General features: G+C 55.9%; 10 protein-coding genes. 4 read left to right on the plus strand and 6 right to left on the minus strand.

The window, feature by feature from the left end:
- Positions 1 to 124: 124 nt before the first annotated feature.
- Genes ACOTTU_RS12160 through ACOTTU_RS12180 form a run of 5 tightly spaced genes read right to left on the minus strand, consistent with a single transcriptional unit; the run spans position 125 to position 7216 of the window.
- Positions 125 to 3124, minus strand: coding sequence for a hypothetical protein (locus ACOTTU_RS12160; RefSeq protein WP_425658292.1), 3000 nt, complete (start codon positions 3122 to 3124; stop codon positions 125 to 127).
- Entirely contained in the window at positions 3121 to 4815 is a 1695-nt protein-coding gene (locus ACOTTU_RS12165) for a hypothetical protein (protein ID WP_425658294.1), read from the minus strand. The genes ACOTTU_RS12160 and ACOTTU_RS12165 overlap by 4 nt, the downstream gene beginning before the upstream one ends.
- Positions 4812 to 5978: a caspase family protein gene (locus ACOTTU_RS12170; protein WP_425658296.1), complete on the minus strand. Its 1167-nt coding sequence runs from the start codon at positions 5976 to 5978 to the stop codon at positions 4812 to 4814. Before ACOTTU_RS12170 ends, ACOTTU_RS12165 begins: the two co-directional genes overlap by 4 nt.
- On the minus strand, positions 5971 to 6807 hold the full coding sequence (locus ACOTTU_RS12175; RefSeq protein WP_425658298.1) for a M12 family metallopeptidase: 837 nt from the start codon (positions 6805 to 6807) through the stop codon (positions 5971 to 5973). The genes ACOTTU_RS12170 and ACOTTU_RS12175 overlap by 8 nt, the downstream gene beginning before the upstream one ends.
- Before the next feature lie 58 nt (positions 6808 to 6865).
- The gene (locus tag ACOTTU_RS12180) at positions 6866 to 7216 is read right to left on the minus strand and encodes a YbaY family lipoprotein (RefSeq protein ID WP_425658300.1); all 351 of its coding nucleotides are present in this window, start codon (positions 7214 to 7216) and stop codon (positions 6866 to 6868) included.
- Between the two features lie 218 nt (positions 7217 to 7434).
- Here ACOTTU_RS12180 and phnC point away from each other — a divergent pair, with 218 nt between their 5' ends.
- The 4 genes from phnC (at position 7435) to phnE (ACOTTU_RS12200) (ending at position 11409) form a co-directional block, all read left to right on the plus strand.
- Positions 7435 to 8229, plus strand: coding sequence for a phosphonate ABC transporter ATP-binding protein (phnC, locus tag ACOTTU_RS12185; RefSeq protein WP_425658302.1), 795 nt, complete (start codon positions 7435 to 7437; stop codon positions 8227 to 8229).
- Positions 8230 to 8272: 43 nt separating this feature from the next.
- Complete coding sequence (gene phnD / locus ACOTTU_RS12190; RefSeq protein WP_425658304.1) at positions 8273 to 9181, plus strand: phosphonate ABC transporter substrate-binding protein; 909 nt, start codon at positions 8273 to 8275, stop codon at positions 9179 to 9181.
- Between the two features lie 75 nt (positions 9182 to 9256).
- Positions 9257 to 10123: a phosphonate ABC transporter, permease protein PhnE gene (gene phnE / locus ACOTTU_RS12195; protein ID WP_425658306.1), complete on the plus strand. Its 867-nt coding sequence runs from the start codon at positions 9257 to 9259 to the stop codon at positions 10121 to 10123.
- Positions 10120 to 11409 (plus strand): phosphonate ABC transporter, permease protein PhnE, encoded by a 1290-nt coding sequence (phnE, locus tag ACOTTU_RS12200; RefSeq protein ID WP_425658308.1) that lies wholly within the window; start codon positions 10120 to 10122, stop codon positions 11407 to 11409. The genes phnE (ACOTTU_RS12195) and phnE (ACOTTU_RS12200) overlap by 4 nt, the downstream gene beginning before the upstream one ends.
- A gap of 33 nt (positions 11410 to 11442) precedes the next feature.
- On the opposite strand, the gene phnF is transcribed toward phnE (ACOTTU_RS12200), so the two are convergent.
- Positions 11443 to 12153, minus strand: a complete 711-nt coding sequence (phnF, locus tag ACOTTU_RS12205) for a phosphonate metabolism transcriptional regulator PhnF (RefSeq protein ID WP_425658365.1) — start codon at positions 12151 to 12153, stop codon at positions 11443 to 11445.
- Positions 12154 to 12212 lie beyond the last annotated feature (59 nt).

Here is a 12212-nt window from a genome sequence, read left to right on the forward strand (position 1 = left end):
ATGATTGTACCGCAATTTTTCAATTTCAGATAGCGCTGGACCAGACACGCCAGCGCGATCCTCGAGCTTCATGACCTGTGACACCCGTCGCGCGGCCAGTCAGAACGCGAGACGGGTTCCAGCATTATTTGCTGGGCGCCCGCGCCAGAATATCCGTCAGCCTGTTGGCAGAAACATCAGCGGCGAGCCCATAGACCAATGCGACGACGCAGGCCAGATACCCGGCAGTGACTTGCTCCAGAGCCACCGCCCCGAAAATCGTGATCAGAATCCCATTTACGAGGGTACGGGCCCAGACGGTTTTTGTGATGCGTTTACTGAGTGCAGATACATCCGGAGGCATTTCGGATTTCAACGGCAGCGCGCGCATCTCCAGCTTCTGTGTCGCTCCGGCGGCATCCACTGTTGCGATTACGGTTTCCGGTTTTTCGAGCGTCAGGTAAACGCAATTACCCGCGGCAAGGTCTTTGAGTCCGGAAGCGAGGGCCCATGTCACGGTTTCAGGCAACACTTCCTGCGAAAGGCCTTCGACGCGCCACATCTGTGCTTCGCCGCCATAAACCACGCGCGGGGGCACAATCCGGAACCCGGTTGACGTGAGCTCACCGGCGATCTGCATGTCAGATTGAGGCAGCACAGTCGGGATCACGGCCAGATTCCCGGCGCGCCAGAACCCATAGGCACGCTCAAGGGCAACACCCGGCGCAACCGGCTCTTTATCATCGCCAAGCTGTCCCAGCACAACCAATCCTCGCGCAACTTCGGTAACATAGCGATGCAGAGATTTGGCGTGGGTTACATAAGACATAACCGGCCAATCGGATTCCGCGCTTTGTGCTGCTTGTTTCAACGCACTGAGGCTGGCCATCATCGCGACATGCGGCATCTCGGGGGCAGCTTCAGGTGGATTGGCACTTGCCGCAGCCTCAATCGCTGATCGCGCGGCATCATCCAGCGCGATCACAAAAGGGTCCAATTCGTTTACCAACCGGTGCCGCAACACGACCGCATATCCTGACAAGAAGTTCTTGAGTGCCACTTGCACTTCATGAAGCTTCTCAGGGTCTATGTCTGCGGTAGCCAGTTTACTCAACGCGTCTTCAACCAGATCAATTTCATCTTCGTAACGGCCCAGATCACCACTTTCTGCGCGCACCGTGGCCCAGAGCCGTATGACATCGCGGAGTTCGGAGCTATGCAGGTTCACCCAGGCTTGCGTCTCGGCAAGCGCCTTTTTGATGATTTCAGGGGTTCTGGGCAGCCACGCACGTTCGCGAACCTGCGTGACATCCTCTTCATTGAGGAACTGGCGCAGTTCGCGCAGATGTTCGCGTGCTGGCGTGAACGCCCGGGTGATCTGAATCGGCTCAAACGGAAAACTCGGCAAGGCAAGCTGCCATGCTTCAAGTTCACCCGATGCCAATTGAACGGCTTCGCTCAAGCCCTCTTCGGCGGCTGCCAAAGTAGCGAGCGCGCTTACATGGGCATTTTTCACGCTGTCGGCTGTGGCTTCAACATCCCGCATTGCAACGCGCAACTGACCAATGGCAGTATCCACTGTCGCGACAAACTCCGCATCGCGGGCAGCGCGTTGTTTGCGCATCAGTTTGTCCAGCGCATGGCGCGCCTGAATCAATTCGCGGTCACGTTCAAGCCCGCTTTCAAAGTATGTCCGGTAAACAAATCCAATGATGATTCCAGCCACGATCAAAATAACCAGCGACCACATTGGGACGCCCAGTATGACCTTGATGGTGATCTCTCTCTCGGGCGCCGTGGCGTTGACGGTATCGATGGTAAATGTACCGCTGTAGCTTCCGTAGCCGGTTGGCAACTCGAAACTCACAGGCACAAGGTCCATTCCGCGGCCCGGGCCAAGAATGCCAAGATCATCACCAGGGTTATTGGCGACGCCGAAAGTCACTGACGCTATATCCGTTTCACCTCCCGCACCCTTTAACCGGACCGCGCGCCGCGTTGTCGACAGATCCATCGCACCCAGGAAACCGGTTTCCCGCACCCGCAGAGGATCCGATATCGGTTCTGAGTCGACCCAGTTAATGTTGTTATCGCTGGTTTTGGCCGGGATAATCTCCAAGATCGGCACCCGGGTTATGTTGATTACGACCTCATTTGGCGTATCCAAAATGGCCGCTTTTCGTTCTACCTGAAGCTCCAGAATTTGGCAGGTCAGTTCCGTACCAGTTTCCGCGGCAGATTTACACTTTGAAGCGGTTGGTCTTGGCGGCGCAGTGCCCGGATCGGCGCAGGTACGCCCGGTCTGCGCGCTGAACACTGCATGGAGGCCAACCGAATAGGTCGCGCTACGATAAGCGGTTCTTTCGGGGTTCAGTATGATCTTTGGCACAGCACCCGCATCGACATCCTGCAGCGAAATACACGCTTTAAAACCATCTGGCTCTGCTCGCCCGTCTGAGGCCGACTGCGCCGCGTCAAAGAGCCATATGTTACCGGCCTCGATACTCTCACCGGGAACAAATTCGAAGACAGCCGCTTCGGGTTTGCCTTCCTCATCAAACGTCATCAGGCGCTTTGCACCGCCAAGAAGCGTCAGCAATTCCCCTTTGCGTATCGCTGGCTTTGGAACGGTCACAGAAAAATTGTAGATTTTGCAGGATTTGCTCGCACAGCCAGAGATGGCAGGAAGCGTTGTTCCATCGTCATTCGTTACAGTCGAATGCGCTGCCTCCCCGGGAAAATTACCAAGACAATCGGCCTGCGCCGGTCTTGGGTCACCATCCGTCCAGATCATCACGGCGATGTCATGCTTGCCCTCTGCAAACTCCGCGGCAGCCGTACTGAGCCGCAGATTCCAGATGCCAGTGTTGTCGATTGGGGCTACGATACAGGCGCCATAAGCGTCCCGCTGGGCGGGTTTGCCATCATGCTTCGCGAAAACTGTTTGCGCAAAAACCACGCTGGCACCTTCCGCCTGAAGCAGCATCGGAATGTCGACCTGTCGTCTTTCTTCGGCATCCTCGGCAAGCACGATTTCGCCCGGAGACTGCCCCACGAGCGTCACCGGATCAGCGGCCAGCGCCGGGCCTGCGCTCAGCAGCAGTACGACTGACAGTAAGGCGGAAAGTCTTCGAAACCACGTCATAAGGGCAACCCGATACGGTCGCGAGGGGTCAGACGTACGGTGAGAAATACCTGCCGAGTGTCAATGCGCATCGAAACGCTCATGGCTGCGTTCAGGGCATGGGATATCCTTTTGGTGATGATCGGACCGCCTTCCTCCGACGCCTTTAGGAATTTCAACCCATCGACCAGCAACCGGAAACTGGCGGTGTAGACGGGCAATCCGCCCTCGGCGGCATTCAACAAAAGGTCTCGCACCATCTTGCGATGTTTTTTTGTGAGCTTTGGCGTTGTTGACAGCAGAATGTGCCATGCCAGCAATATTTTTGCGTCGGGCAGCCAGGGGAACCAGTTCGCCAGATTTTCCAGCCATTGATCCCACGGTCCATCCATGCCCGCCCCCCGCACGCTGGACGCCTTTGGTTGGTGCTCCTCACGGATACCACCGCCCCATCTTAACTCATTGATCAACACGCAACCGCCCGCCGCGGCCGCAAAAGGGTTGGCTACTTTTTCAAACAGAAGCGACCTGGCGGAATCGAGAATTGCCCGGCTTGCTCGAACGTCCCCCTCGCGCATGAACCCCAGCAGCGACGCCGACCGGGCGTGGCGGGGCACGATACTGACACCAGACTCTTCGGGAATACTGCGGTCAAAGTTGACATCAATGCCAACCGGCTGCCCGTTCATCAAGCCAGGCCAGGGCGTCGGAACGCAAAATAGCCACTGCACCATCCCGTCATCGGCTACAACGTACATGCGATCAATGCCCTCGCGGCGCCTGATAATCCGAGGTTCCTGCCTTTGGGTGTTCATCAGCCCCCACACACGCAGTGTTTCATCGCCCCCCTCCTGCACACGCAGCTTGAGATCTTCGGGAGGGGCGACACTGTTGCCTGCTTCATCAGCCAGAGCATCCGCGTTCACAAAGACATCTGTTCTTATTTGCGCATTTTCCGACAATCGACGCGCGAGGACACTCAGGAAATCAGACTGCGAGTTCTCACCTTCAGTTCTGAAAAAATAGCGCGCCTGCGGTTGGGGCAATGCGGGCAACGGCGGGCTGAAATCATCCTCGGCTTCGGGGGCTTCCTCGCGCTCTTTTAAAAGGTTTTCGGCCTGCTCCAGCCACCCGGATGTGTCTATTCGTTTGAGATAGGATTGCGACAGCAGGCCCAGTACGGGCGATGCCAGTCGGGCAAGCTGGCCGACCTGTTCAATGCCAATCCGGTTGAGCGCAGATTCAACAGCCGGTCCAATGCCCTTGATCAGCTGAAGATCTTCATGGGATTGAACCGGGGCACGCTCCTGGGGGTTTTGCCGCGCCTGAAGTTCGCGCCTCAACCTGCGTTCTATCTGCTGCGCGATGCCCCCCGCGAAGGCCTGCCATGAAAGGGTCTCGAATGGCGAGCTTTCCGCTTCAAAAGCAATTTCCGCCTCCTCGCCCTCCTCGATAGCGATTACCTGATCCATTTCAGTACCAGACGGCATCCGCACCCGAACCTGATATCTGCCCGCCGGCAAATTGGAAACAAGGCGCGGCTGCACCTTCCCGGACGGCCCAACCGGGATCAGTATGTCGCTGACCTCCACACCGGCGGGCAGTTTGACCTTTGACAACGGAATGATGTTCGCAATGACCTCACCGCCTTCGCTTTCGGCAGACTGGCCATCCAAATACTGAACAACGTGCATCTTCAGTGACCCGGTCATGACAGACGCAGTCTTTCAGACACATTTTGCGGCGACACGAATTTTCTTAGCGTCACAACCTTTTGCTGACCGGCCGCATTCTGGAACTTGGCGGAGAACTCGTAATCTCCCTCCGTGAGATCAATCAGCCAGACTTCGTCGTTATTGACCTCCTTGATGACCTGCGCGTTGGTCCCATCGGGTTCATAAGCCAGTTCGAGAAGGTTGTGATCCGTATCGGGCCGCCCCCCCAAATCGACCGGCACAACGGGTTCGCCTTCGGGGCGCTTGATGGTGATCGTGGCATCGGCATAACCGCCCACTTCAAAGTTGAAATTCGGGAAAGCGCGCATCACACGGCGCGTCTGTCGTTCCAGCGCCCGCCGCAACATAGACGTGCACACAACCCACTCTCCGTCCACCTTATCCCAGGCCCCGCCTTTGAAAGCCAATGGCAAGGCCTGCGCAAATGCAGAAGGTTCTCTGGGAAGGCCCATGGCCTTTTCACCGGGCTGAGCGGACAGAAAGACCGGTGCCGTTTTTTGAACAATCGGCGTGACACCCGGGATCAGGGAATCCCCAAAACTCGCACTTTGCTCAATCAGATTCTTCGAGATCGACCGGCAGGCATCAACAAAGTAAACCTGTGATTGCGCCTTGCAGCGGCCCATCCCTAAATGAAAATCCGTGAAGTTTACCGCATTTTCAAATGGCGCAAGCGTATCTTCACCAAAGTCAGTGCTCAACAAAGTGTGCTGCATACCTGCGGAGATTCCATGACCACAGAAGTAGAACAGTAGCAGGTTCTGTGCGTTTTCGTCGCTACGCCTGAACCAGTCTCTCGCAGCCTTCTTGATATTGCCTAATGTGGCTGACGCAATTTCGCTTTCGGGGCAGTGCTTATGGTGAAACTTCTGCGCAGCTCCCTTTTTCGACACCAGCATATGCATGCTGCGCAAAGGCATCGATTGGTCATCATGATACGTGTCCAGCAACCATTTGGCGATGTGCTCTGCGGATCTCGGGGGCGAGCTGAGTTGCACCATGCCCTCGTGATCGGCGAAGCGATGGCTGCTTCCGCCGGGAAGATGTGCGTAGTGCCCGACACCAATAACCACCGCATGCACGCCGACCGCATCGGCCGGGCGATTATCCTTGAATATCAGGGAAGCGGGGTCAGACATTGTCGCGCTTTTCGAACTCCTCCGCATAGGCCTGCTCGATCGCGGCCACATCGCCGCTGCTGAGGCTTAGCCTTTGGCCAATTTCCACCCCATCAGGTGCCACGAGTGTGGGTTTCAATGGGTCCTTGGCGAAGGCATTTGGCGGGTAGTGCATAATCGAGCCGTAATCATAGGGTCCACGATCCACGCCGTCATAGATATGCCGGTTGAAATTGTGCAGCGCGCTGTTGTGGATGTTGTCATATCGCACCTCCACATGCTGATCTCTGTCAGAACGGCTCTGCTCGTGCCAAAGGCCTAACGCATGGCCAATTTCGTGTATCGTATTTCCCAAAGTGCAACCGGGGCCGAGATTGACAAATTGCTCGCCGCCCACGCAGCCGACATTTGCAGAGCATCCCGAGCCGGGTCGAAAGGTGACGAAATCGGCCTGATCGACATAGGGCACAAATCGGATTTTTGTCTTGGTTTCCCAGTGGGCAATCGCATCAATCACCCGGTTGGCATCTGGTAAATTTTCGTCGATCTGATAAGGGACGATGCCCTCGGGCCATAGGTACCGCGATAACACGGTGAGGCCGAAACCTTCGGTTGCATTGACAAGATCGACACCACCATCGCGCGTGACTTGCTCGCTTAGCGCCGCCATTTCGTCAGTGGTCCCCAGCACGATACAGCCTTCGAAAACGGCCAATCCGTCAACCACAGAGTATTCGATTTCACGCACAGAGAACTTGTCACTGCCATAAACGCCCCGGACGTAGCCGGTCTTGACCGTATTGCTCAATAGCAATCCATCGGGGGCGGTGTCCGGATCATAATCTGACATTGGAACCCGTAATTTATTTTTTAATAATGGTTAAAGGGTACACGACAAACGAGAACATTCAAAGAATTTTTAGGTCGAGCGCAACAGTCTGCAATTCACTTTCGGGCAAAGGTTGCGAGTCTATGGTCAAGGCATCACCGGCGGTCAGAGCGTTGCGGCCTCCGCAATAAACCCGCGCGCTTAGCACCAGTCTGCGGTAGCTGGTTCGGTCATCAGGAACCTCAATCTCAAACTCAAAGGAATACCCCGCGTCAGAAATTTGCCAATCCCCCTGACTGATCAGGGTGCTGAACTCTGTCAGCACCTGTGCCTCCGCATCCGCAAAGGACACGTCTTCTACAGCAACGACCAGCTCACCGGAAATCGTCGCACTGCCTCTTGGCAATCGAACAAATCCTTGGACGCTCAAATGACCCTCCTGTGCTTTTCGCACCTGATGTCGTTGGTGATGCACCAAGTTTATCATCCATAGCACAATTTTCCGACCTGACGTTGCAGTCACGAGAGCAGGAAAAGCCAGATTAATGTCTTCTCCATCACCAGGCAAACCGTCACAGAACTTTCGCCGGTCTGATACAAATCTGAGAACTACGCCTGTCAGACCCGCATCAAATCGCGAGGATCGGCATGCTCGAAGTTTCAGACCTGACAAAGACATTCAGCCGGAACACTGCCGTAAACTCGGTATCCCTGACGGTGGCAAAGCCTGCCATGATCGGCATCATCGGGCGCTCGGGCGCCGGAAAATCCACCCTTCTGAGAATGCTGAACCGGCTGTCAGATGCGACGTCAGGTCAAATCAGCTTTGAAGGAAAAGACATCACAACCCTGAAAGGTGCGTCGGTACGGCATTGGCAGTCACAATGCGCGATGATCTTTCAGCAATTCAATCTGGTGCCCCGGATGGATGTTGTCTCGAATGTCCTGCATGGCACGTTGAACCGCCGTTCCACGCTCGCGACCTTGTTCAACATGTATCCGGCATCAGACGTTCAAAGAGCCATTGGTATTCTGGATCGCCTGGGGATCGCGCAACACAGCCCAAAACGGGCTGAAGCCTTGTCCGGGGGGCAACAACAACGCGTCGCCATCGCGCGCGCGCTGATGCAGGACCCCAGGATCATTCTTGCCGACGAGCCAATTGCCAGTCTTGACCCGATGAATGCGCAACTGGTGATGCAAAGCCTGCGGCGTATCCACGAAGAAGATGGTCGCATGATCATCGCAAACCTGCACACGCTCGATACGGCTCGGCGCTACTGTGACAGGATTCTGGGCATGCGGGACGGCAGGATCGTATTTGACGGCACACCTGCGCAACTGACGGCCGGAGTGGCGCGAGACATTTACGGCGCGGACGCGTCGTTTTCCGAAGCAGCAACATCCACCGAAATCGAAACCCTCGAAAGAGAATATGCCTGAACCTTCCGCCACCGGCGGCATTGCTATTTGTTGGAGACCACGAATGAAGAAGATTTTCACAACAGTGCTGACGATTACAGTCACCGCTTCGACCGCCATGGCAGATGGTGATGCAATATCCGAATTTCGCATCGGCATTCTTGGCGGCGAAAACGCGCAGGATCGGTTAAACAGCTACCAATGCCTGGCGGATTATACCAAGGAAGCGCTGGGGGTTGAGACCAAGCTCTTTGCGCCCGCCGACTACAATGGCGTCATTCAGGGTCTGTTGGGCGGCACGCTGGACATGGCCTGGCTGGGCGCGTCATCTTATGCTGCAGTTCACATTCAAGATCCTGATGCCGTTGAACCGGTTCTGGTCAAGATCAATTTGGATGGGTCCTATGGATACCATTCGATCGGATTTGCCCGCAAGGACAGTGGTATTACCTCGCTGAGTGACCTCAAAGGCAAGACATTCGGATTTGGCGATCCAAATTCCACGTCCGGTTACCTGATCCCCTCCATCGAAATCCCGCAAAAGACGGGCGCAACCATGACGTCAGGTGATTACTTCGGCGAAGTGAAATTTACAGGCGGTCACGAACAGACCATCGTTGCGGTGAATGGCGGCGACGTGAGCGGTGGCGTCACTTGGGCGGACGGTCAGGGTGACTGGGAAGATGGCTACAACTCGGGTGCTTTGCGCAAGGCAGTGGATGCCGGGCTGATTGATATGAACGATCTTATCGAAATCTGGCGGTCCAAGCCGATCCCGGAAGGTCCGGTTGTCCTGCGCAAGGCCTTGCCCACTGATGTAAGAGCCACAATGACTGAGCTTGTCGATGGTTTGTATGAGGCCGATGCAGATTGCGCCTACGGCGTCGCGGCGGGTGACAGCCTGGGCTTTGATCCGATTACGCACGAGGCATATGTCTCCATCGTCGAAGCGCGTAAAGCGAAATCCAACTGACATCTCTGTTTCAGAACGACCCGCAGATCCCCTCCATGCAAGAGCGGGATCTGCCTTCGTTGAAGGCCGCGCCAAATGACTGACACCCGGATCGAGATCCAAGCGAACTACCTCGCGGCGATGCGACAGAAACGCCTTTTGAACGGCATTCTCTTGATTGTTTTCGTGTCATTGCTTCTTGCCGGTTTTCAGACCGCCAATGCGCGAAATGCAGGCGGCTTCTGGCAGGGCCTTCCCAACATCCTCGATTTTCCAACCGACGTTGTCGGTGAAGCATGGGATCGGAAGCACCTGCTTCCCGGTTACTTTGCAAAATACGCGCGCTCCTTGATCGAAACCGTGAATATTGCTGCTGCGGCTACATTGGTGGGTGCCCTGATGGCCCTGGGGCTGTCTTTGCTGGCCACGCGAAGGCTTGCACCGGCGGTGCGCCTGATCGGCCCGATACGGCGCCTGCTGGACATTCTCCGCGCCATTCCGGAAATCGTCGTGGCTCTGGTGCTGATTTTTCTGCTCGGCGGCGGCCCGGTACCTGCGATGATCGCCATTGCACTGCACACCATTGGCGCTTTGGGTAAACTGTTTTCGGAAGTCAACGAAAACGCCTCCCTGAAACCCGTCGAAGGGCTGGCCTCAGTGGGGGCAAACTGGATGCAGCGCATGTGTTTGGGGGTCATTCCCCAGGTGGCGCCCAACTATCTGAGTTACGCTTTGCTGCGATTCGAAATCAACATTCGCGCGTCGGCCATTCTGGGGTTTGTTGGGGCCGGCGGTATCGGCTACGACCTGCGCAACACCATGTCTTGGGGACAAGGCAAGTTCGATGAGGCTGCGGCGATCTTCCTGCTGCTGTTCGCAACGATCATTGTAGTGGATCAGATTTCGAGCGTTGTGCGCAACCACCTGGCATTTGGCAGACAGGAACGGGCCCTTACATCATGAAATCCGACATGCTTGAATATCAGGTTGCTTCCTATCTGCTGCGCAAACGCATCAAGGCGATGATGGTTCCGGCGGCGATCATCGGCTATCTGGTCTATGTCTTTTTCACCTTTGACATCGCTGGACTGAGAGAAAGGGTCAGTATCCCGAACGTGAAAGTCCTGCTCTCGGATGTTTACAGCTACAAGACACATGTCGCGCGGAACAATCGTTCGGGCGACATAGAAATCGCCATCGAAGGCGAGCGCAAAGGCCGCTATCCAGCTGGAAAAAGCCCCGAATGGGTTGTCTTGGGCGACGAGACGGTGATCGACCTAGGCAACGGCCATGTTGTGGTTTTTGGACAGCAGATCACTTATGACATCCCCAATTTTGGCCGCATCGCTGCCCAGCCAGACAAGGACGGGATCAATGCCGTTTTCCCGACAGACAATCTGCCGGGTTGGATCAACGTTTCAAAAAACCGCCTTGCCATCAAAACCGATGCCGGCCGCCTGACGGTAACCCGCAACCGCGCTGAAGTGTTTCGTTACTTCGCGGGCTGGGAGTTGTTCTTTTTCACCTTGGACAGCCCCTATCATGGCATGAGCCTGAAACAACTTGTCGCCACCGGAGACTACGGCGATATCTTGCGGGCTTTCTGGGATAACAAGATGTGGCGTCACGGCGATGTGGCCTGGGCGCTATTGGAAACTGTATTGATGGCGTTTCTGGGGACCTTCGGCGCCGCCATCATCGCGCTGCCTCTGGGGTTCCTGGCGGCAAAGAACTTTACACCACTTGGTGCCTTGCGGTTCGCGGCACGACGCGTGTTCGACTTTCTACGGGGCGTCGACGGGCTGATCTGGACCATTGTTCTAAGCCGCGCATTCGGGCCCGGCCCCTTGACCGGATCATTGGCCATCTTGCTGACCGATACCGGCACTTTCGGGAAGATATTCTCAGAAGCATTGGAAAACGTTGAGGCAAAGCAAATCGAGGGCGTAACCTCCACCGGCGCCAAGCCCTTGCAGCGGTACCGGTTTGGCGTGATCCCCCAGATCACCCCGGTTTTTCTCAGTCAGATTCTTTACTATCTGGAGAGCAATACGCGGTCAGCCACGATCATTGGAGCGATTACCGGTGGTGGCATCGGGTTATTGCTGACACAGGCCATCATCACACAAAAAGACTGGGAGGAAGTGTCCTACTACATCGTCCTGATCATCCTGATGGTCATGGCGATGGATACGTTTTCCGGCTGGCTGCGCGCCAAGCTGATAAAAGGCGATGGCGCTGACTATTGAGCCACAAAAGCCTGCCAGGATGGTGGCGACCTTTTACACATCCGAAACAGTCAAGGTCACGCGGTCTCCCGCAAACCAGGTATGCCCATACTCAACCGGTCGGCCTGAAAGATCGGCATTTATGCCAACCGTCCGAAGGATGGGCGCGCCTTCGCTGATCCGCAAATGCAAGGCTTGCGTGGCATTGGCCTGCTTGGCCGTCAGGCGTGTGGAGACGCGGATATAATCCTCAATACCGACGCGCTCCAGCGCCGCGGTCACCGATTTGGTTTCATTGAGATCTTTCAACAAGTCCGGGAATGGGGTACGGGGGAAAACACTTCTGAACAGCGCAATCGGCTGACCATCTGCGAGTGAAAGCCCTTCGTAGACGTGAACCTCATCCCCTGCAGAAAGGTTCAACGCCTCACATTCGCGCGGACCAGCAGAGCGAGATAGCAGTGTCAGCACCTCTTTTGCTGGAACCCGCCCCGCCGCCGCCAAATTTTGGTGGAACCTGACACGGCGACCGATAGGGTAATCTGTTGGTCTTTGTGCGACAAAGGCACCGGCCCCTCGGCGGGTGTGGACCAGCCCTTCGGAAACCAGTGAGCCCAGCGCATGACGTACCGTATGACGGTTCACGCCAAATCTCGCGGCAAGGTTCGCCTCGGTTGGGAGCTTTTCACCGGGTGCATAATGCCCCTGCGCAATCTCGGCCGTCAGCGTCGTTGCAATTGATTTCCAGATCGGTGTTCGAACCATCAGTGTCACGGAACTTTCATGAAGTTGGGATTGCAGAGTTCGTCGTCTTCGGATAAAAG

Source organism: Roseobacter sp. EG26, from assembly GCF_049830555.1.
In the GTDB taxonomy this organism is placed as follows: Bacteria; Pseudomonadota; Alphaproteobacteria; order Rhodobacterales; family Rhodobacteraceae; genus Roseobacter.